Origin of the sequence: Morganella psychrotolerans (assembly GCF_965118875.1) — a bacterium.
GTDB lineage: Bacteria > Pseudomonadota > Gammaproteobacteria > Enterobacterales > Enterobacteriaceae > Morganella > Morganella psychrotolerans_C.
In genome coordinates, this window is record NZ_CBCPJD010000006.1 from 104858 (window position 1) to 124022 (window position 19165).

The window sequence follows — 19165 nt, forward strand, 5'->3', positions numbered from 1 at the left end:
ATTAAATGCAAAAAAGCGGATGCGCCGTGCACAAATGTTTTCGGATAGCATGAGTTGTGAGTTTTAGATAATATCATCGTTATATGAAAAAGAATAACGTTGCAGGTCTTATTGCCGGCGGCAGTGTCCTGCTGAGTCTGCTGATATTATTGTCAGGCTTTATCCTGTCGATGAACAAAATATCGGGTAGTGATATTGATGATGGTCAGCAGGTAGGTCACAGTATTTTTACCCTCTATGACGGCAAAATGTATGCCGGCGTTCCGTCTGATGGTCAATATGTTATTGCGGCGGCAGATCCCGGGAGCTTTAAGGTATTATCTGATGATTATAAAGCACGCCAGTTTGCGGTTGATAAACACCATGCCTATTGTGGCAATCTGATTATTCCGGACTTTAATCCCGGGGCTGCAAAATTAATCGGAAATGGTTATTTTACGGATAACCGGAATACTATTTATTGCGCTCCGTTTACTAAACAAAATGAGGCAATTACAGGCTGGAAAAAGTTACGTGAAACCTGGCTTTATGGTTGGGATCTTGTCGGAAAACCACAGGCTTTTTATTACCCGACAGAAGTATTGCCTGCATCTGTGACACCTTACCAATTATTGCCTGAAACCGGGCTTGCCGGTAACGGAACCTCTGCGTTCTTTAACGGAAAACAGATGCCGGATGCTGACCCGAATACACTCACGGCGATTGATGTACAGCAGAGCGACCTGTCTGTACGCAAGAGCCATGTTTTATACCGTGATAACCGCAATGTCTATTATCAGCATGAGAAATTACCGCTAAAAAGCAGTGCGACATTATATGGGTTTTACATTGGTAATTTATTTCAGGAAACGTATCTTTTTGATCCGCAGTCAGGTCTGGTTGCGATGAATAATATCGTATTCCCTCCTGAATTTTCACCGTATAAGGTTATCAGCCGCTATGGCGGGCATGTTAATCATGCTTTGTTTCTGTCGGAGCAGGGTGTTTATTTCTACGACAGGAAAAAAGAAAAAATAAGCAGGGCGGGCGATAATCCTTTTCCGGATAATAGCTGTCAGGAAATAGCGCCAATAGTTTTCAATTGTAATAATCAAACCTATTATTTACAGGGTTCAGCGAGTTGGGGAACAAATAAATCGCCCGGTCTTATTTCCCGCAGTACCCATATTTGCCTTTTTGAGGAAAGTTCACCAGACGTGTGGGAAAAAACAGGCGATGTCACTAATCACTGTTATGGTGAAGTCTGGAAAAAAGGAGATAAGTATTATTATTTTGACCGACTGGGTGTAACTCAGCTCGTTCGCCATACGATTTATGTAATTGCCGATAAGCACACATTGAACAGCTTGCTTAATGACAATTTACGACCTGAAAATATACGTCAGATAGTGAGAAATGGACAATTACAGCCGGTAACCTGTACCAGTGTGTTACAGGCAAAAACACAGTATAAAAAAACATTTATGAGTGCCTTAGATATTTTTAGTGATAATTAAATACCAAACAGACGCCGGAACTGTATTTTCCCTTTTTCTGTAATAGTCACTTCCCGGTAGCCCGGTGTCCGTGTCAGCCAGCCTTTTTGCTCACAGTGTGTAAAAAATGCCGCACCGAGATAACCGCCCAGATGAAAACGGCGTTCACTCCAGTCCAGGCAGCCGCAGCAAAAAACGCGTTTTGTGGCGGGGGTAAGTGATAATCCCAGTTGTGTCAGCGCCGTTTCACCTTCGGTGGTCAGCCCGTAACCCTCCGGCGTCAGCCAGTTTTTTGCCTGCATAGCCGCATAGACAGCAACGGCGGTTTCACCTGCCAGATGGTCATAACATGTCCGCGCCAGCCGCAGATTGTCCGGAGTGGATGATTTCCGTGTGACAGCCGTGACCGGCATTCCGGTTAGTGCCATCATTTTTTCAAGTAATTCAGCCACGTCCTGACCCGCAAGATGGTAATAGCGGTGCCGTCCCTGCGGCTGACAGGTGATAAGTTTTCCGGCGACCAGTTTTGTCAGGTGAGCGCTGGCAGTGGACGCGCTGATTTCTGCGGCAATGCTCAGCTCAGTGGCAGTCCAGGATTTGCCGTCCATCAGCGCACAGAGTATTTTTATGCGTGACGGATCAGCCAGTGCCGCCGCGACGGTGGCAAGGGCACTTTCTAATTCAGGAGGCGGTTCCTTTATCATAGGTTTCCCGGTTATTGGTCTTCACGTGTAAAGGCGTATTCACGACCGATTTCGGCAATGCGGATACGATAAAATGAGAATATATCTGCTTTGCCTTCCTGTTGTGCCTGTTGGTGTTGCTGATTTTGTTTCCATTTCAGTAAAGAGGCTTCATCTTCCCATAAAGAAAGTGACAGCAGTTTGCCCGGTGTGCTCAGGCTCTGAAAACGCTCAATCGAAATAAAGCCCTCTGCATTTTCGAGCAGCGGACGTAATGTTGCCGCAATTTCCAGGTAACGGGGTTGTTTATCTTCCGGCATTGATACTTCAAAAATAACAGCAAACATTTTATTCTCCTTTTACGGGGTGAGAAGGAGCATAACGGAAACGAATAAAAAACACTTTGATGCATAGCGAAATATGGATTATTTCATTAATTCAGCCTGAACATGTTTCAGGCTGCGCACCCAGGGTTTGTTTGCTGTGATAGCTGCCGGTAGCGTTTTGAGTGCTCGCCGGGCTGATGTTAAATCGGGATAATCGCCATAAACCAGAACATACCACTGACGCCCGTGACGGACAGTTTCATAGACTACGTAATTGGATAATTTATAGTGACGGGCGGTATCATATAGCCCTTCCGGCGTTGCGGCACTGCTGAGCTGCAATGTGTAATAGCTGCCCGGGGCTGTGCGCAGATTGTTACCTGAATTACCGGTAGAAACCGATTTTGTTTTCGGCGCAGATTGGGATTTTATACTCTCTTGTATATTTTCTGGTGTGCTGCTTACCTGTACGGGTAACGCCGGCGGATAAACGGTTTCTGACGGATAAATGGTCACCGGTGGCGGAAGGACAATGGTAATAGTTATTTCCTCCGGTATTTCCGGAGTGACCGGCGCTGTCCGGCGGGTCATCAGTTCTTTCTGTAATAATGAAAGCGGCTTGTTAAGATATATTTTTATCTGTTCAGCCTGTTTTTTTCCGCGATTAATTTGTGCCAGAAAAGGCGGAGTTACCGGAGCGGATTCTGCAACAGATAATATATATTTCATACCCTGAATGGCGGCAGCAGAATACGGGCTTTCCGGTAATTGCATACACCGGCGGGTATCGGTTGGTTTGATCAGGATTTCTTTCTGTGCCGGGTCCGCAAGAATATCGTCTTTAATCTCCTGCAATATATACTGAGCACGGTTAGCGGTTTCGCCACCGGAAAGCGCGGATTTTCCCAGCCACCAGCGCGCACAGGAAATATCCTTGTCACCACCAACACCTGTATAAAATAATATTCCAAGATGAAATTGCCCCGGCGGATAACCCCGCAGGGCAGACTGATGGATATAATAACGCCCCTTTTCAGGGGATACGCTAACACCATCACCATTGATATATTGCACACCGAGATCATGAACGAACGCAACGGTATCTTGTTTTTTATTAATGGTAATACTGAATGAACAGGGTATTACAGAAAGAGACAGCAGGGTTGCTGTTATACGGATAAAGCGTGTATTAAAAAAGACCGCACAGATTTTTTTCATAATAGTCTGGTTTTTTTAAGTGTTATAACATGGCGAAAAGATAAGTGCGTATACAGACACTTATCTTTTGTTATTATTTCAGTCCCAGTTCAGGATAAGCTTTGCAGAGCCGGTTGCCTGACCGGTTTTATTTTGCCCTTTGGAGCACAATACCCAATTGTATTTATTGGCTCCCGGTGTAAGTTTCATTTTTTCCAGCCCGCCGTTAGGAATAAAATAGACAATACCGGGATAGCCATCCAACCGCCCGTTACATTGACCGGTCAGCGGAATATCTTTGCCGATAAAACCACGGATTTCAGCCGGTGCATCACTGCCGTCTTTCATGGTGAGTGCCATAGCATCTGTATAGCGACCTTTGGGTCCCTGTATTTCAACAGTGACCGGCGTATTTGATGCATCATCACAATTAACAGTTAAATTACCAGTTTTATTTGCCAGCGCCTGGCTATTTTGTGCATCACTTACATCCACCGGCGGGAACGTAATGGTGTTATCTGTACTGACAGTGCAATTACGCAAAGGTTTATCTACGGTAATAGTATTATTAAAAACTTGGGTATTCTTATTCTGAAAATCACCGGTCACCAAAATTAATGATACAGGATAACTTCCGGGTCCGGCTTTAGGTCCTGCGTATGCAATAAGGTTGCCATTGACCCTGGCTGTTCCTGAACCATCAATATTCATTATATCGACTGCATATCCTCCCCAGCCATTCTGGTTGCATGCTTTTGCCGCATCACTGTATGTCGTTTTTCCGGTAGATGCATTAACAGACCATGCTCCATATACAGTACTGCCATTACCTCGATATGCATATGGACTATTATATCCGGTTCCGGTAAAGCCAAGTATGACATCATCAGCTAAAACAAGACCATAGATTTTATTATCACTTGACCAGCCAAATGAATACCCATTCAGTTTTTCACATCTCATCGATTCACCCGCTGGTATTATAGCCCCCCAAATTGGGGCATCACTGGTTCCCAGACCGCCCTGATAATTTCTATTTTGTTGTGTGACGTTTACCGGTATTTGGACCTGGCTTCCGGGTCTGATGGTATAAGCACTAAAACAGGTAGTTGATATTAGTAATAATGAAATACCGGCAAGAGCAGATAAGTTTTTATTATTAACAGGAGAAGTAAAGTGAAATATTTTTTTTGTTTTCATATAATTGTTACCGTAAGTTGAGCTACGAATAATCTTTATTTTCACAGGATTATTTTATCTGTAACCAGCGTGATTTAACCGGTATATCAGTTAATCGTAGCGCTACCGGCTTAATTTCAGGCGATACCTGTGTTTCTGTTATCACCTCCGCTTGTGCCTCACCGCCCGCGCACTTATATGTGACCTGGCGGACAGGCATATCGTCAGTTGTGGTCAGATGGCGTAAATCGAAACTGACCTGACATTGTTGTTCATCTGATTCTCCCCATTTCACCTGTAATTTCCCGGTTTCCGGCAGACCGGTCAGATAGACCTGTCCCGCATCACCGACGATACTGCTGATACTTTCCCCTGCATTATCATCAATAAGCGTGGTAATTGCGCCGAACGGGACGCTTTTTGCGCCGTACCTGAGGGTCATCAGCACCTGATACCCAATTCGTGTGGCAAAGTTTGCTTTTACAACCGCCCCTTTTGTCGGATAAACATTAATATTTGACTGTGTTAAATCGACATCATCCGGCAGTGTGGATGGATCAAGCCCGATGCTGTTTTTATTGTAATCAGCAAGATAAGGTGCGACGGCATAACCCCCGCTGTCAGTGACAGCACTTCCTCCGTTAACACTGGCGCCTGCAGCGCCCGGTGCGCTGACTAATGCCACTGAATCCCCCATTGAACGGGCGAGTGTGACACCTTCTGAATGGATAAGCATACCGCCTGATGCACTCATATTGATTGCCTGAGTATTGTCACTGTAGCTGTAACCGGCACTGATATTGCCTTTATTTCCCTGATAACCGGTATTCAGATTTGTGTTTGCAATCTGTCCCTGATTACCCCATCCCTGCGTTGCCCCATAGGAGAGCTTGCCGTCCATCAGGCTACCGCTCAGTCCGGTATTATTTTGTGTTCTGCCGTTATTGTCATGAGTCACAGAATAGGTGGCATATATGGATTGCAGATTCTGCCCGTAGCCGAACAAACTGAATGGCACACTGACATTCAGGGATAACTGGCGGTTTTCCGGCCAGTTATTGTTACTGTCTTTTACGCGGTCAATGTTGTAGTTCACGCCGTAGCTGATGCCTTTGATACTGGTACTGTACCCGAGGGACATCCCGGTCAGTTTGCGGTCACTACCCCAGTAATCATCGCGGTTGGCACGAAAATGCAGTGAACCGTATTCCCCCAACTGCTGGCTCAGCTGTGTCTGAAAGCTGCTGCGGCGGCGCTGTAATGTCCACGGGCTTACTCCGTCCTCAAGACGATAGCCGTGACTGTTAAATTCACTGAAGTTATAGAAATGCTCAGTTGAGTAACGCAGAGCGGTTAAATCGACAGAAGTTCCGGTCGACATCATACTTTTTGAGTAGCGGATCCGGTATGACTGACCGGTTTTACGCGCATCATCCTGGTTATTGTCTCCGCCGAAGCGGACAGTTGAATGTGTCACATCGGCAGAAATTGCACCGAAATCCCCCAGCGAGATCCCGCTGCCCGCATTGAGCGCCTGATAATCTTTTGCCAGCAATGCGCCGCCGAATAATGTCACATCATTATGCAAACCATAGATAACGGTTCCCATCATAAAATCGGAGCGGCGTGAGCTGGTGGTGATGTTACCGTCATAGCGACCGGCAGCCATTTCATATTTCCAACCACCCGGGCGCAGCATCACCGGCAGTGACGAATAGGGCACCACAAACTGACGCTCAGTGCCGTCTGCTTCGGTCACCGTGACATCATAGTCTCCGGATAATCCGGCCTGCTGAATATCATTAATGTAGAATGCGCCGGGTGCGACATAGGTTTCATAAACAATGTTGCCGTTCTGGCGCACGGTGATACGGGCATTACTGTTTGCCACTCCGCTTATCGCCGGGGCATAGCCGCGTAACTGACCCGGCAGCATCTGCTCATTGGAAGTCAGTTTTATGCCTTTAAATGAAACACCGTCGAAAACATCGTTGCCGGTACTGGTTTCACCAATTTGCAATGATGAGCGCAGCTGACGGATATCCCGGGCTACATAGGTATTGGAAAAATAGGTCCGGTTTTCGCTGGCTGCGGATTGATCCCGTCCACCGCTGTATTCAAAACGGGTATGGGTAATGTTGCTGCGCAGACGCCACGGACCTGCATTGGCTCCTGCACGGACGGAGGCGAACAGGTTATTATTATGGGTTTTCATCCCGCCGTCATAACTGTTGGTTGTGCGCCCGGCGCTCAGGTTATAGTTTGCCATCAGTGCCGGAATACCGTCATCCCATAAAGCAGGATCGCTGTTACGGTTAATGACAGATTGCATGGCAACCTGCGGAACACTGATATCAAGACGCAGACGTGCCAGATCCAGCCGGGTGTCTGCCTGCGGGATAAGTGTGCCTAAATCGGTTACCGGCAAATCGGACGGAAGATTTTTTAAATCCGGGATCTGCGGAACATTAACACCGAATTTTTCCAGCTGCGCCGGTGTCAGTTCCGGTGCTATCTGACCTTTTGTGTTTTTGACAAAACTGAGCGTGTACTGACCTGCATCCTGCTGATTGATAAAAACGGATACAGTATATTCCCCTTCAGCCACGCCGCCCGCCTGTGAGAATGCGGACAAATCAACATCACTGTTTTCACCCGCAACACCTAAAAAGCCCGGGTCGAAATAATCATCAGCCATTACCGGTGAGGCGGCGGTAAATAACAGCCATGCCAGCGGGCGGTAACGGAAAAAAGGGCGCCGGGGCGGTGTATTAATCATATTACGGGATACATTCATTCTCTTCCTCTCTCTCCTGCGGATACAGGAAACCCGCCGTTGCACCGGAAACGGGTTGATTTTTTATGCTTATTATGTGTTATCGGGCGGAATTCAGCGGGCGGCTGGTTGTCTTACCCGCGCTGCCATCATCAGTTATTAATTGCCAGCGGATGTCGCCGGAAACACCCGGTTGCAGTGACCATTTCTGTTCAGAAAAAGGAGCCATCATCCGGTTATTACCTAATTCAATTTCTGTGTTTCCGATAAAAAGCGTATTAAACGTGATGTAAAACGGCGTCGGGTTTTTAACCGTCAGCTCGTTATTACTGCGCCGGAATTCAATTTGTTTTGCAATCTGTTCAATATCCGCTGGTGGCAAACCGGACGGGCGGTAAAACAGTTTTAAATTATTTTGTGTGCTCATCACCAGACTGGTTTGTGTCTCATCGCTATTTTGTTGTGCCGGAATCGCATTGAGTGCCAGTGTGAAAACAGACTCGCGATCATGATGCAATGTATTTTTTGTCAGGCGGATCCGCAGGGTCAGGGCGGTATCCGGTTCAAAACGCGTTAATGGCGGCAGCACAATAAAGGGTGTTTGTTCCGCATCATTACTGTTTTGCTGTTTTTCCGTATCGCGTAAAATTACCCGTGACTGCAATAAAAACGGGTGCAGAGTATTATTCGTCAGCGTATACGTAATGCCGTTGCGGGCGTCACCCGGATAAATGACCCGCGTTGTACTGAGCGTGATCCCGTCCTGTGAGGAGGCGATGTTTCCGGCGGTGGCAGGAAAAGGTGCCGCACTGACACTCAGAACAGACAACAGACTGACAATGCTGTAAATATTACGGAGACGCATGTGTGAACTCTCCCGCCGTTACCACTGCTGTAAAGGTCTGACCGGCATCACCGAAATCAGTGATAACAGACCACTGTGCCTGTGATGACGTACCACTGATCGCGTAAGTATTAGCGGAGAAGGGCGCTATCATCGGATTGGCATCCCGCACATTGACCGGCTGCTGATTAACTGAAAGTTCCGCCAGAGTCAGATAGTACGGCGTCGGGTTATTCACCTGAATCTGCCCGCCGTGTTGGCGGAAGGTCAGTTTTCCCGCAGCTTCCTGAAAACCGGGTTTCAATCCTGCCGGGCGGTAAAATAATTTAATCACATTGCGGATCCCGACAGAGACCTGTGCGCTGGTCATATTTTCCCCGGGCGTACCGGTTTTACTGACTGCGGGGATCGCCAGCAGGCTGAGATAAAAAACAGATTCCCGATCTGCCGGTAACTGTGCAGTGCCGTTGCGGACAATCAACCCGGTACTGATACTCTCTTTTTCCAGCCGGAACATCGGCGGGGTGACAATAAAAGGCGGTGTTATTAACTGCGGATTATTGCCATCCGGCGTGTTCATCACTTCTGCTTTAATCAGATACACCTGCTGACCATTATTTTTAATGACCGCTTTGGCGCTGTTGTTTTGTCCGTTAAATATCACGCGTGTCTGACCCAGACGAAGTCCGCCTTCTGCGGCGTGTGCAGCGGTTGTCAGCGACACCAGGGCTAATGTCAGTATTGCGGGTAAGTGGCGGAAAAAATGGATTGTCTTCATAACATCCCCGGTATCAGTCGTATAAAAAGGCAAAAGTGACAGTTGCTTTAAGCTCACCGCCCTGTAAACCGGAGGCAGGCGTACAGGTTCCGCAGGATAAATAGCCTTTGAATTCCAGCGGACCGTTAAGTGCCGTGACAGCATTATTGCCGGCCGCCGGCCAGTTTTTTGCCTTAATCAGTCCGTTGTCGGCAGTATTACTGTTTGCCGCAAAAATGGTATTTCCGTCGGTAGCCAGCCGGATGCCATACCCTTTTGTGGTACTGGCGGTATCCGCAAATAATGGTGTGCCACCGCTGCCGGTTATGGTTTTTCCGGAGACGGATAATTTTGGCGCCATAAAATACCCCTGACAGCCGGAAAGGGTGACACTGAATTGCCGGAAACGTTTATCACCCGGGATGGAATCATCGGCAACCGGTGCGCCGTCAGCAAACGGGAGTTCTGCCGGAGCGGTAACTTCACAACTGCCGCCGTAAAACGTGGCATTGAAGTTAATCACCTGCGAGCTGCTGCCCGCCCGGGCTGCGGACAGGGATAAAAACAGCATTGTTGCCAGGGCGGAAATACGTAATTCAGGTGTCATCATCATGGGTATGTAGCCCGCGGTCAGTTATATTCAAATTTAAAGGCAACAGAGGCTTTTAGTTCGCCGCCCTGAATATCGGCATCAGCTGCACAGTCGCCGCAGCTGACTGAGGCTGTAACCGGGATCGTTCCGTTCAGTGATGACGCCATTGTGGTGGCCCATGTTTTATTTCCTGCGGTGATTTTCATATCAGCAGCAAGGTTGTCACTCATCTTGAAATTGGTATTACCCTTTGTGGCCAGCAAAATACCGTACCCTTTGGTTGTACTGGTATTACTGAGAAATAATGGTTTTCCTGATGTATTACTGACATCACCTTCCAGTGTGATTGACGGCACCAGACCATACCCTTTGCAGCCTGACAGGGTCAGATTGAAAGAGGCTTCAGGACCGGTACCGGCGGCGATATCTTCTGCTGCAATGACAGCACCGCTGTTAACGGACACAGTCGGTGGTGCGCTGATATCACAGGCACCGCCGACAATGGTGGCGGTAAAGGCCGTTGTCGCAGAAGTGGCTGCCTGCGCACTCTGAAGTAAGCTTAAACTCAGTGCGACCGGCAGGGAAAAAACAAAAAATAACTTTTTAATCAAATGCATAATGGTGTTCCGCTATCAATCGGTTACTGAAATATCAGGTTAAACGTGAGTGCTGCTGAAAATTCGCCCGCCGTTGCGGGCCCTTCGAGCGGACCTACCAGTCCGACCAGGAAGGTTTCTTCTGTCCGGTACTGATTTTCAGCATTCACCGGACTGAGCAAGATCTGTTTGCCGCGTTTAATCGCTTTGCCTGTATCGTAAAAATCACTCAGAGACAACGTCTGTCCCTCACTCAGGCGCAGCATAAAACCGGCGCTGTTGGGTGTACCATCCAGAAAAACGGTATCGCTGTTGTAAGGGGTATTCCCCTGTAATGTGACTTTGGGTGTCAGTTTCCCTGTTTTACCGGTGCAGGTAAAAACAGCCTGCAACGGTTTGATTTCATGTGTTGTCACCGCGCCCTGAAAATCAGATGTGCGCTGCGGTGTAAATTTAAGTACAGACGCAACTGTCATGCCGCACCCGATATCGTCGGTGATAACTGCACTGATCTCGGTGATGTCAGCACGGGCGGTCAGTGATGCACTGAACAGCGCCAGGCACAGCACCGGCAGCAATTTACCGGACCTGACCATAAAACACCTCCGTTGCTCCGTAGTCATTGATAGCTTTCCATTCTGCGCGTCCCTGATGCGGTGCGTTGGCGAAGGTATTGCTGGCAAACGGCGCTATCATGGTGCTGCCGTTTTTAATACTCATCGCAACCTTACGTCCGCCAATGTTCAGTGTGTCCAGAGAGACGTAATACGGTGACGGATTGGTGACTTTCAGTCCGTTTCCTGCAGCTGAAAATTGCAGTGACTGCATCGCCTGCTGTTGCGTCATGCCAAGACCGGCAGGGCGATAAAATAATTTGATAACATTACCGGTTGAAACCTGTAGCGTACCGCCGATATGGCTCTGTTGATTGTTGTTGTCTTTTTCACCGGCCGGTACAGCGATGGTGCGCAAATAAAAGACAGATTCTTTATTCTGCGGTAATCCGCCGGGTTTTTTCATAATCCGGATTTGGTTGGTTGATCCCGGTTCCAGACGGAACAGAGACGGTGTTACTAAAAACGGGGTATCCGCATTGTCGCCTGTTGGTGTCTGCAATATCTGCGTTTTGACCAGATAGGGCGTCAGCGAGTTTGATGAACTGGTGATCCCGACACTTTTCCCTGTGGTGTCGTCGGCTGCCTGAAAAACAACCCGGGTGTTATCAATGGCTATCCCGGCGGAGGCTGATGCGGAGAGTAAAACCAAACTTCCGATAATGTACTGAATTACAGTGAATTTTTTCATATTTCTCTCCGTGTCACTCACAGGAACAAGGCAGAGCGGTAGACCGCTCTGCCGGAACAACAGGTATGCCGTATCAGTTAACGATATAAGCAACCAGGATTGGTGCGCTGTAAGCGCCGGCTACAGGAGTGCTGTTGGTTGTTGCCATACCCACCTTAAATGTGTACTGACCGCTGGTTTCTTCTGCATCAAGGGCGACAATTGCACCTTTACCATTAGTCAGGCTCTGACCGTTAGTGTCCTGAATCATAAAGCCGGTAGTCTGGGTATCCTGGGCAACAAAGACGTTTTGCTCGTTGTTACCGGTGGATGTAACGCCCTGAACAATCAATTCACCGTTTTCGCCTTTTGCACAACCGGTCAGAGTAACCGGCATATCAACCTGCTGATTTGTGATTGCATTTGCCGCGGTGAAGCTGGCATCGGGACCGCCGACTTTGGTATTGAATACACCCACGTTCAGAACAGATTTACCGCCGTTGATGGTAACGTCACAGGTGGTATCAGTCAGGATGCCCTGAAGAGTGACTTCCGATGATGGTGCGGCAACCGCATTCAGGCTGACAGCAGACATACCGGTAATCAGTGCAACAGAAAGTAATTGAGTTTTAAACGTCATATAAAATTCCTATCAATATTCTAATTAAAAATAAAAAATGCAGGCGAGACAACGGGCATTAATTATCCCTTAAAGATAATAATGTTATTGATGTCATTGTTTTGTATTTGCTTAATTATTTTGATGTTTTCACATATCAAAAATAATTATATAAATTAATGTTCAGTCCGTAATAACATTAATTTTTACAGGTATTCTTCTTCATCATCAGTAGTAGATTCAGTCGTGATACTCTGTTTGTCGTACACGGACAGCATATCCCTGGTATCCGCAAAACCACACACGATGCTGAGCTGGTAAAAGAAATCCTCCAGCGTAACATCAAGTACTATCAGCATTTTTATCAGCAAATTTAATGTCAGGTGATTTCTGCCACGCTCGTAACGTGATATCTGTTGCTGACTTAATCCTGTCAGCTGACCAAACTCATAACCGGATAATTGTTTTTTTTTACGCAATAAACGGATAACTGCTCCGGCAGATTTATTAATCATTCCGGAGTCCCGTTTTTTCATACCGGACATAATTAGGTGCCTTTAAAATAAATAAGTGACTTCAAATTGGTCGTGCTGTTTACACAATAAAAAGAATGAAAAAAAACATAAAAGAGAAACCAAAAAAATAAAAATTACATTAATTTAGCGGTGCTTTTCGGATGTGTTAATTCTACGTGTGATAAAGGTCTCAATGCAATAGTCGTTATTTGTTTAGTTGGTTACTCATCAAAATTGTAAACAAGCGGAATAGTTTCATTGAGGTGTGAATTTTATGTTATAAATCATGATGGTGCGTCTGTTTTATTTTGTCTTTATCATTTCGTTAAATTTGGAATTTAACGATATTTAATTCTTAAATAATCCACTCAAGGTAATTAAAATAAAATAATATAGCGTATATTTAATTTTTTAAGAAAAAAACACACATCAGACACATTTGGTGGCTGTATGTATCATTATGTGTCATATTCGCTGTCAGGCCTTGCCCTGCCTGCGTTTCGTTTCAGAGCTAAAACCGGGATATGACTTTTTGTGTGTATAATGTTATCAGAAATAAATAATTTACTGTCAGTCACCCCGCCAACCATGATCCCGTAAAAGGTTATTTACCCTGGTAACGCACACAGATAGCGACAAGAATAAAGAGAATACGGGGCGGTTATTCTGCCCCGCCGGTTTTATTCAACTGCGCTGTTCATCAGAACAAAGCGCGGGTTGTCCCGCTGATATTTATTGATAGCCGGCACCAGGCGCTGAAAGTGTTCGCTGGCACAATGAATATCCAGTGCCGCCTGATCAGGCCAGGTTTCAATAAACACAAAATGCCCCGGATCTTTGCGGTCAACAAACAGATCGTAACTGATACACAGTGGCTCTTTACGGGTGGCGGCGACTAATTCCTCATACATCGGCATCAGGATTTCAACAGCATCCGGTTGCATGAAATCTTCAGCGATCACTTTTAACATTTCTTATTCCTTATTTGTGCACGGATAGTCATGAAATATCTGCAACTGAATTTATGCACCATGCCGTGTAGATTTAGTTGATACACAAGAGTATACACCCAGCGTCATTCAATTGCAGAGAGGTGGGCAGAGCGTAACCAACGAACCAGCAGTTTGAATGGATAAAGGTAAAAAACACATCACATTAAAAAGTACATTATAAGGGGAGCCTGATGTCATCATCATTAATTGACGCCGTCGAACTGTTAAAATCGAAAAAATGGGTTGATTTAACTCATGCTTTCAGCGCTGATTCACCGCACTTCTTTATGTTTGATCCGGCAGAATTTAAAACATTATTTGATTATCAGGATGGCTTTTTTGCCCAGCAATTTACGTTTCCCGGACAATACGGCACGCACATTGATGCACCTTGCCACTTTGTTCAGGGGCGGCGGTTTGTGCATGAGCTGGAACTGAAAGAATTAGTGTTGCCGCTGGTGGTTATTGATCAGTCTGCCCGGGCGCAGCAGGATCCTGATTTTGCCCTGTCGGCTGAGGATATTCTGGCATTTGAACAGGAGCACGGACGTATTGATGCGGGCAGCTTTGTGGCATTACGGACAGACTGGAGTAAACGCTGGCCATCACAGGCACTGATGGATAATAAAGATGCCGACGGACACAATCATATTCCGGGCTGGGGAATGGATGCACTGGAATTTTTGTTCCGTGAGCGCGGCATAAGTGCGGTAGGGCATGAGACATTTGATACCGATTCTGCGGTGGATTTTCGTAAAAACAAGGTATTGCAGGCCGAATATTTTGTTCTGGATCAGGATGCGTATCAGATAGAATTACTGGCTAACCTGGATCAGGTTCCGGCAAAAGGCGCGGTGATTTTTAATATCGTGGCAAAACCGGACAATGCAGGAGGATTCCCTGTCCGGTCATTTGCTGTTTTGCCGGACTAAGCCGGAAAAATACGTTTCAGTACCGTCAGCTGATTCTCCAGGGTGGCATGAATAACCTGTTTTCCCTGGCGGATAAGACAGTCGCCCGGCAGGAGTGAGTTGTCCGTATCAACAGAAATATCTTCCGGCAGCGGTATGGTCTCTTCTGCTGTCAGCCACTGATGCAGAAAATCCGCCTGATCAGGATGGACTGTCAGTATCAGCGAAAATTGCGGGTTTGTCCGGCGCAATCCACCGCGCAGTGCAGCACGCAGACGGTTTTGTGCCGGGGCATCCTCCAGCAGGATGTGTATCGTATGACAGACAAGTGCGGTTATCTCCGCATCGAGCTGTGTGATAACCTCCCGACAATGTTGCCGGGTTTCCAGCAGAATTTGTGTCCGCGCGCAGGCCAGTTCTTCTTCTGCATTCTTTCGGCGGGCAGCCATTTCATCATTGAGTCCGCTCTGCATTTGCAGGCGCAACTGTTCCGTATCAGATTTCAGTGTCTCACTATCCTGCAATAACCTGTAGTCTGCCGCCCGGATAATACAAGGCGCGGCTGTCAGGGTATATGTGTCGGTTGTCAGACGGCTGAATGGCAGGCTGGTTGTGTCAGGGAGCGGAGTATCGTCAGGCATAATGTATTCAGTAGTGGTGTAAGTTCATCCGGAAAATGTACCGGCGGGGAAACGGTTACAGGAAAACGCAGTTCAGCCCGCCGGCGAAATTGAAGACTACTCTCTTGTATCAGATAAAACCACAGTTGCTGACCTGTTACATGGATGATTGATTCATCATCAGGTGTATCCGTGAGTGAGCGCTGGTAGTGTTGCAGCGGTAATAATAATCCTGACTTCCAGCGCAGCAGCAATGCGGTATCTTGCGTAGTCAATGCGATGAACGGGCGCCGGAGTCCCGGAACCGGCCAGCGGGTAGTCAGATCCCGGAGATAAAAGCAACTGCCACAAAAAGTCAGAAAGCGTTGTAATTCAGTGTTGCTGAGTAAAATCGCCTGCTGTAAAGTAGTTAATTCATCTGCATCTGCCGTGAGTGAAAAAGAGTCAAATAACAGTTTGTTGAGCCGCGGCTGTGTATATTTATCCGGCAGCGTTGCAAATTGCTGATATTGCGTAAGCGTATTCAGGTGATCCGGATGGCAATAAACGACCGGACAAAAACGAAATTGAAAATCAGTCAGAGCGCTCATGACGGAACTTTCGTTTATTCAGAAAAAAATGCAGCAGGTGTGAGGAAATAAACAGGATAATAAATCCGGTAGCATAACTGAGTAGCTTAGTGTAAGAGCCCGTTGTCACTTGTATATTCATAAGTGTTCGTAATTCAGGTGTGGTAATAACCGGTTTTGCTGTGATAGCGGGTATGAGTGTCAGACTGATATTCTCTGTGGTGAGTCCCTGAATGCTGTTTTTAACCAGGTGTTTAATTTGATCCCGGTAATGAAATACAGGAATATCAGGGGAGTACTTGATAAAAATGGCAGCACTGACTAAATTCTCAGAAGGTGTGTCTGAATCTGTTTTAAATTCAGGTCGGGTAAATAAAACTCTGGCAGTGATAACACCATCAATATCAGATAATACCTGTGCCAACTCCTGTGATCTGACATAATTAAGCTTTGCAGCCTGTTCCTGCGGACTGGGAATTAAACTGTCACCGGTAAAAATATCATTGAGAGACTGAAACTGTCCGCGTGGATAACCACGTTGTTTTAATATTTCGATAGCCTTCGGGATGTGGGATTCTTCAACCAATAAAGATGTTTTTCCTTCTTTACCGGATTTTTTTTCTGCAATAATATTATTTTCCAGCAGCAGAGAATACATTTCATTCGCTTCTTTTTGTGGTAATCCGCTATACAATTCTGTTTTACAGGCAGTGAGCAACAATGCAATAACACAGAGTATTATACAGCGGAATACAGGATGATAAAAAGGAACAGGGATCTTCATGTTACTGACTTTTTATCATCATATCGATATTTTGACTTACCTTCCCGACGGTTTTGGCCAGTAATTCTTCACGGAAATGAATTTTTGCCAGAGCCAACTGGGTCTGTAGTAATGCATCCGGAGATGTAAGTGCATCACTATTGTGCAATGATGCAATTTTGTCCGTATCCTGTTTGATTGACTGATAAAAACTATCAAACAGTGTCTTCAGTGAGTATGTTTCCTCTGCCGGTGGTATCGTGGTAAATGTGTTATCTTCCGGCGATACAGTCAGATCCGTCAGTGGAAGGGTGTGTGTACGGGGGGCAGAGATCATCATTATTACCGGAAATTGCATTGGCTGAAGGCCAGTTGATTATTGACTGAAATCTGTTGATTAAGTTCTGAGGATATCAGGCAGTTAAGATCACTATCAGCTAGTGATTCCGGTAACGCCTGCCATAGTCTCGATAAAATAAACTCCTGGCGGACACCATATTCATCATAGCTTAATAAAATTTCTGATAATGTTTCTCTGTCAATTTTTTCAGCGTAACTGAATTTTTTCAGGTCAGAAATAACAGGTGCCAGTAAAGCATCACACAGGTAATTATACTCTGTGCTTTCCGGAGACGTATGTTTTAGTTTTTGCCATAATAATTGGCGGTTATCTTCTTTTTCTGGTGTTTCAGTTATATTTTCCACATGTTTTTTCATAAAAATAAATCCTCTTCAAATTGTTTGACAAACGCCATTAATTCGTTATTTCCGTCGGATTTTAATGTTTTTATTGTATTTTTAAGAGTGTGATTCAAACCAATATGGTATTCACTTAATGCTTTAAACGGCAGCAGAGATGCAGAGCACTCTTCGGATAATAAATTAATTATATCGGTATATCTTTTGCAGGCATGCCAGGATGTAACTAAGATTAGTTTTCCACTTTCATGGTATTTTTCATCCTGAGTCAGCAGCCAGGTAGCTATACTTTCTGCCTCCTGATATTTCCCTGCAAGAATACCGGCCAGAGAAATTTCAGCGAGAAAGCGCTCATCCGAATAGTCTTTCATATTTTTTGTAATATATTCTGCATTATATCTTTCATAGATTTCACTAATGATGATGCAGTATTAAAAACAAGACTCCATTTAGTTGTCCTGTATTGCAGTTCCTGTAACAAAGCAGGGTTGTCAGGGTTCTTTTTTAAATTTTCAATAGCGTCTTTCAGTTCATTTTCATTGGCCAGAGCCTGGTCTTTTAAACTGAGCAGGATTTCATCCAGTATGCTTCCCTGCCTGGATGGATCAAAAATAATTGGCATAAGTTCCCTCTAACATAATGTATGCAGAATAATTTCAGCTGCCGTCAATGCATCTGATTTTATCCGGAGCTGATAAAAAATATGTTTACTGTTTGCTGCAGACAGCCGGGCAATATTCTCTGATTGCAACTTTTGTATTCGCATCAGAAATACAGCATGGTTTTTTATAAGACAGTCAAACGCATCATTATTTTTTATCATCGGTGAATGTGATGGTGTACCGTTCATTTTTATACAACAACACCATCTGCTCCTTATTTATAGAAATAATCCGGGTATCTTTGTCGGGGTCAGAGCCAGCCGGATATTTTTTCCCGTCATGCAAAATAACGTAAGGTACTCTTCCGAGTGAAATTGCTCTGACAACCAGTTTGGGTTTATTGACCGGTCGCACCCGGATATCCAGCTGGTAATTAAATTTAAAATCCTGATTAAATTCGTCAAGAAGTATATCTAACTGTTTTTTAACTGTATTATCTGCACTTTTGCTGAGAGTGACACTAAATAATTGCGCTGAAAACGTAAAATCGAGGATAACACTGTTGAGTTGAAGAGTATTTATCAGTGAATCTAACTTTTTTATGTATTCGTCAGTGATTGTTGAATTGTCATCTATAGATTCTTCTGATGACATGAGCATTACCGGCAGCACATCGGTAAGTGACTCATCTTGTTGGTGCGGCGCCCGTATTCCCTGAATTTCAAGGTGTCCGCAGGTATTACTCAATTCGGCAGTCAGATGATTATTGGATTGAGAATTGAGCCAGTCATTCAATTTGCGTTGTTCAGTATCCTGGGTTATGACACTCAGCCGGTAAGAAATATCCTGTTGCTTAAAAAAGGATATTAATTTTTTCTCCGCACTGGTCGTTACAAAACCACTTATAATCAATCGGTTATCTATTGTTCCCCATGAAAGGCAATGATAAGGTTCCGTGGATAAAAACCGTTCGGTCAATATGGCGGAGGCTGGGGGGCGACTGGAAAAGACTAAAATAGTCAATATAATCAGTATTATGGAACTGATAACAATAACAGCTTTCCGGCGATAAAATGGTTTTTCGGCGGATACACACTGTGCTGCCAGACTGATCCCCGCGCACTCAAATGGTTTCCCGTATAAAATATAATCACCGGATTGAATGT

General features: G+C 45.5%; 24 protein-coding genes. 2 read left to right on the forward strand and 22 right to left on the reverse strand.

The annotated features are described in order from the left end of the window. Positions 1–83 precede the first annotated feature (83 nt). Positions 84–1496 carry a DKNYY domain-containing protein gene (locus ACMHKJ_RS07670; RefSeq protein WP_413492863.1) on the forward strand — a complete coding sequence of 471 codons (1413 nt, stop codon included), beginning with the start codon at positions 84–86 and terminating at the stop codon, positions 1494–1496. On the opposite strand, the gene ACMHKJ_RS07675 is transcribed toward ACMHKJ_RS07670, so the two are convergent. From ACMHKJ_RS07675 to ACMHKJ_RS07740, 14 genes are all read right to left on the reverse strand, one after another. Further along, the gene (locus ACMHKJ_RS07675) at positions 1493–2179 is read right to left on the reverse strand and encodes an ArsR/SmtB family transcription factor (protein WP_413492864.1); all 687 of its coding nucleotides are present in this window, start codon (positions 2177–2179) and stop codon (positions 1493–1495) included. The two genes, ACMHKJ_RS07670 and ACMHKJ_RS07675, sit on opposite strands and share 4 nt — an antisense overlap. A gap of 11 nt (positions 2180–2190) precedes the next feature. Continuing rightward, positions 2191–2505: an antibiotic biosynthesis monooxygenase family protein gene (locus tag ACMHKJ_RS07680; RefSeq protein ID WP_413492865.1), complete on the reverse strand. Its 315-nt coding sequence runs from the start codon at positions 2503–2505 to the stop codon at positions 2191–2193. Between the two features lie 78 nt (positions 2506–2583). Continuing rightward, positions 2584–3702, reverse strand: a complete 1119-nt coding sequence (locus ACMHKJ_RS07685) for an SPOR domain-containing protein (protein ID WP_413492866.1) — start codon at positions 3700–3702, stop codon at positions 2584–2586. Between the two features lie 78 nt (positions 3703–3780). Beyond that, positions 3781–4644, reverse strand: coding sequence for a hypothetical protein (locus ACMHKJ_RS07690; RefSeq protein ID WP_413492867.1), 864 nt, complete (start codon positions 4642–4644; stop codon positions 3781–3783). 286 nt (positions 4645–4930) lie between these two features. Continuing rightward, complete coding sequence (locus ACMHKJ_RS07695; protein ID WP_413492868.1) at positions 4931–7657, reverse strand: fimbria/pilus outer membrane usher protein; 2727 nt, start codon at positions 7655–7657, stop codon at positions 4931–4933. A gap of 79 nt (positions 7658–7736) precedes the next feature. Further along, complete coding sequence (locus tag ACMHKJ_RS07700) at positions 7737–8501, reverse strand: fimbrial biogenesis chaperone (protein ID WP_413492869.1); 765 nt, start codon at positions 8499–8501, stop codon at positions 7737–7739. Further along, positions 8488–9258 (reverse strand): fimbrial biogenesis chaperone, encoded by a 771-nt coding sequence (locus tag ACMHKJ_RS07705; protein ID WP_413492870.1) that lies wholly within the window; start codon positions 9256–9258, stop codon positions 8488–8490. The genes ACMHKJ_RS07700 and ACMHKJ_RS07705 overlap by 14 nt, the downstream gene beginning before the upstream one ends. 13 nt (positions 9259–9271) lie before the next feature. Further along, positions 9272–9850 carry a fimbrial protein gene (locus tag ACMHKJ_RS07710; protein ID WP_413492871.1) on the reverse strand — a complete coding sequence of 193 codons (579 nt, stop codon included), beginning with the start codon at positions 9848–9850 and terminating at the stop codon, positions 9272–9274. 17 nt (positions 9851–9867) lie between these two features. Beyond that, positions 9868–10446, reverse strand: coding sequence for a fimbrial protein (locus tag ACMHKJ_RS07715; RefSeq protein WP_413492872.1), 579 nt, complete (start codon positions 10444–10446; stop codon positions 9868–9870). Positions 10447–10469: 23 nt separating this feature from the next. Next, positions 10470–11021 carry a fimbrial protein gene (locus ACMHKJ_RS07720; RefSeq protein ID WP_413492873.1) on the reverse strand — a complete coding sequence of 184 codons (552 nt, stop codon included), beginning with the start codon at positions 11019–11021 and terminating at the stop codon, positions 10470–10472. After that, positions 11005–11730: a fimbrial biogenesis chaperone gene (locus ACMHKJ_RS07725; RefSeq protein WP_413492874.1), complete on the reverse strand. Its 726-nt coding sequence runs from the start codon at positions 11728–11730 to the stop codon at positions 11005–11007. The genes ACMHKJ_RS07720 and ACMHKJ_RS07725 overlap by 17 nt, the downstream gene beginning before the upstream one ends. A gap of 73 nt (positions 11731–11803) precedes the next feature. Continuing rightward, on the reverse strand, positions 11804–12349 hold the full coding sequence (locus ACMHKJ_RS07730; protein ID WP_413492875.1) for a fimbrial protein: 546 nt from the start codon (positions 12347–12349) through the stop codon (positions 11804–11806). 185 nt (positions 12350–12534) lie between these two features. After that, positions 12535–12843 (reverse strand): helix-turn-helix domain-containing protein, encoded by a 309-nt coding sequence (locus ACMHKJ_RS07735; RefSeq protein WP_413492876.1) that lies wholly within the window; start codon positions 12841–12843, stop codon positions 12535–12537. A 680-nt stretch (positions 12844–13523) separates the two neighbouring features. Further along, positions 13524–13814 (reverse strand): putative quinol monooxygenase, encoded by a 291-nt coding sequence (locus ACMHKJ_RS07740; RefSeq protein WP_413492877.1) that lies wholly within the window; start codon positions 13812–13814, stop codon positions 13524–13526. 212 nt (positions 13815–14026) lie between these two features. On the opposite strand from ACMHKJ_RS07740, the gene ACMHKJ_RS07745 reads away from it, so the two are divergent. Then, positions 14027–14767, forward strand: coding sequence for a cyclase family protein (locus ACMHKJ_RS07745; RefSeq protein ID WP_413492878.1), 741 nt, complete (start codon positions 14027–14029; stop codon positions 14765–14767). Here the strand turns inward: ACMHKJ_RS07745 and ACMHKJ_RS07750 are convergent. The 8 genes from ACMHKJ_RS07750 to ACMHKJ_RS07785 all read right to left on the reverse strand — a co-directional run bounded on the left by ACMHKJ_RS07750 (position 14764) and on the right by ACMHKJ_RS07785 (position 19022). Continuing rightward, a complete protein-coding gene (locus ACMHKJ_RS07750) occupies positions 14764–15387 on the reverse strand; it encodes an HrpE/YscL family type III secretion apparatus protein (protein WP_413492879.1) in 624 nt (207 codons plus the stop codon). The genes ACMHKJ_RS07745 and ACMHKJ_RS07750 overlap by 4 nt on opposite strands. After that, complete coding sequence (locus tag ACMHKJ_RS07755; protein WP_413492880.1) at positions 15333–15956, reverse strand: SctK family type III secretion system sorting platform protein; 624 nt, start codon at positions 15954–15956, stop codon at positions 15333–15335. Before ACMHKJ_RS07755 ends, ACMHKJ_RS07750 begins: the two co-directional genes overlap by 55 nt. Continuing rightward, entirely contained in the window at positions 15940–16719 is a 780-nt protein-coding gene (sctJ, locus tag ACMHKJ_RS07760; protein WP_413492881.1) for a type III secretion system inner membrane ring lipoprotein SctJ, read from the reverse strand. Before sctJ ends, ACMHKJ_RS07755 begins: the two co-directional genes overlap by 17 nt. A 1-nt stretch (position 16720) precedes the next feature. Beyond that, on the reverse strand, positions 16721–17038 hold the full coding sequence (sctI, locus tag ACMHKJ_RS07765) for a type III secretion system inner rod subunit SctI (RefSeq protein WP_413492882.1): 318 nt from the start codon (positions 17036–17038) through the stop codon (positions 16721–16723). 2 nt (positions 17039–17040) lie between these two features. Then, positions 17041–17415, reverse strand: a complete 375-nt coding sequence (locus tag ACMHKJ_RS07770) for a guanylate kinase (RefSeq protein WP_413492883.1) — start codon at positions 17413–17415, stop codon at positions 17041–17043. Further along, positions 17412–17768, reverse strand: a complete 357-nt coding sequence (locus tag ACMHKJ_RS07775) for a YscG family type III secretion protein (protein WP_413492884.1) — start codon at positions 17766–17768, stop codon at positions 17412–17414. The genes ACMHKJ_RS07770 and ACMHKJ_RS07775 overlap by 4 nt, the downstream gene beginning before the upstream one ends. Beyond that, a complete protein-coding gene (gene sctF, locus ACMHKJ_RS07780; RefSeq protein ID WP_413492885.1) occupies positions 17765–18019 on the reverse strand; it encodes a type III secretion system needle filament subunit SctF in 255 nt (84 codons plus the stop codon). The genes ACMHKJ_RS07775 and sctF overlap by 4 nt, the downstream gene beginning before the upstream one ends. Positions 18020–18206: 187 nt before the next feature. Further along, positions 18207–19022 carry a hypothetical protein gene (locus tag ACMHKJ_RS07785; protein WP_413492886.1) on the reverse strand — a complete coding sequence of 272 codons (816 nt, stop codon included), beginning with the start codon at positions 19020–19022 and terminating at the stop codon, positions 18207–18209. Positions 19023–19165: the final 143 nt, after the last annotated feature.

Coding starts and splice junctions, on each gene's coding strand:
- ACMHKJ_RS07670 (WP_413492863.1), top strand. CDS start 84: ATGAAAAAGAATAACGTTGCAGGTCTTATTGCCGGCGGCAGTGTCCTG.
- ACMHKJ_RS07675 (WP_413492864.1), bottom strand. CDS start 2,179: ATGATAAAGGAACCGCCTCCTGAATTAGAAAGTGCCCTTGCCACCGTC.
- ACMHKJ_RS07680 (WP_413492865.1), bottom strand. CDS start 2,505: ATGTTTGCTGTTATTTTTGAAGTATCAATGCCGGAAGATAAACAACCC.
- ACMHKJ_RS07685 (WP_413492866.1), bottom strand. CDS start 3,702: ATGAAAAAAATCTGTGCGGTCTTTTTTAATACACGCTTTATCCGTATA.
- ACMHKJ_RS07690 (WP_413492867.1), bottom strand. CDS start 4,644: ATGAGATGTGAAAAACTGAATGGGTATTCATTTGGCTGGTCAAGTGAT.
- ACMHKJ_RS07695 (WP_413492868.1), bottom strand. CDS start 7,657: ATGAATGTATCCCGTAATATGATTAATACACCGCCCCGGCGCCCTTTT.
- ACMHKJ_RS07700 (WP_413492869.1), bottom strand. CDS start 8,501: ATGCGTCTCCGTAATATTTACAGCATTGTCAGTCTGTTGTCTGTTCTG.
- ACMHKJ_RS07705 (WP_413492870.1), bottom strand. CDS start 9,258: ATGAAGACAATCCATTTTTTCCGCCACTTACCCGCAATACTGACATTA.
- ACMHKJ_RS07710 (WP_413492871.1), bottom strand. CDS start 9,850: ATGATGATGACACCTGAATTACGTATTTCCGCCCTGGCAACAATGCTG.
- ACMHKJ_RS07715 (WP_413492872.1), bottom strand. CDS start 10,446: ATGCATTTGATTAAAAAGTTATTTTTTGTTTTTTCCCTGCCGGTCGCA.
- ACMHKJ_RS07720 (WP_413492873.1), bottom strand. CDS start 11,021: ATGGTCAGGTCCGGTAAATTGCTGCCGGTGCTGTGCCTGGCGCTGTTC.
- ACMHKJ_RS07725 (WP_413492874.1), bottom strand. CDS start 11,730: ATGAAAAAATTCACTGTAATTCAGTACATTATCGGAAGTTTGGTTTTA.
- ACMHKJ_RS07730 (WP_413492875.1), bottom strand. CDS start 12,349: ATGACGTTTAAAACTCAATTACTTTCTGTTGCACTGATTACCGGTATG.
- ACMHKJ_RS07735 (WP_413492876.1), bottom strand. CDS start 12,843: ATGATTAATAAATCTGCCGGAGCAGTTATCCGTTTATTGCGTAAAAAA.
- ACMHKJ_RS07740 (WP_413492877.1), bottom strand. CDS start 13,814: ATGTTAAAAGTGATCGCTGAAGATTTCATGCAACCGGATGCTGTTGAA.
- ACMHKJ_RS07745 (WP_413492878.1), top strand. CDS start 14,027: ATGTCATCATCATTAATTGACGCCGTCGAACTGTTAAAATCGAAAAAA.
- ACMHKJ_RS07750 (WP_413492879.1), bottom strand. CDS start 15,387: ATGCCTGACGATACTCCGCTCCCTGACACAACCAGCCTGCCATTCAGC.
- ACMHKJ_RS07755 (WP_413492880.1), bottom strand. CDS start 15,956: ATGAGCGCTCTGACTGATTTTCAATTTCGTTTTTGTCCGGTCGTTTAT.
- sctJ (WP_413492881.1), bottom strand. CDS start 16,719: ATGAAGATCCCTGTTCCTTTTTATCATCCTGTATTCCGCTGTATAATA.
- sctI (WP_413492882.1), bottom strand. CDS start 17,038: ATGATGATCTCTGCCCCCCGTACACACACCCTTCCACTGACGGATCTG.
- ACMHKJ_RS07770 (WP_413492883.1), bottom strand. CDS start 17,415: ATGAAAAAACATGTGGAAAATATAACTGAAACACCAGAAAAAGAAGAT.
- ACMHKJ_RS07775 (WP_413492884.1), bottom strand. CDS start 17,768: ATGAAAGACTATTCGGATGAGCGCTTTCTCGCTGAAATTTCTCTGGCC.
- sctF (WP_413492885.1), bottom strand. CDS start 18,019: ATGCCAATTATTTTTGATCCATCCAGGCAGGGAAGCATACTGGATGAA.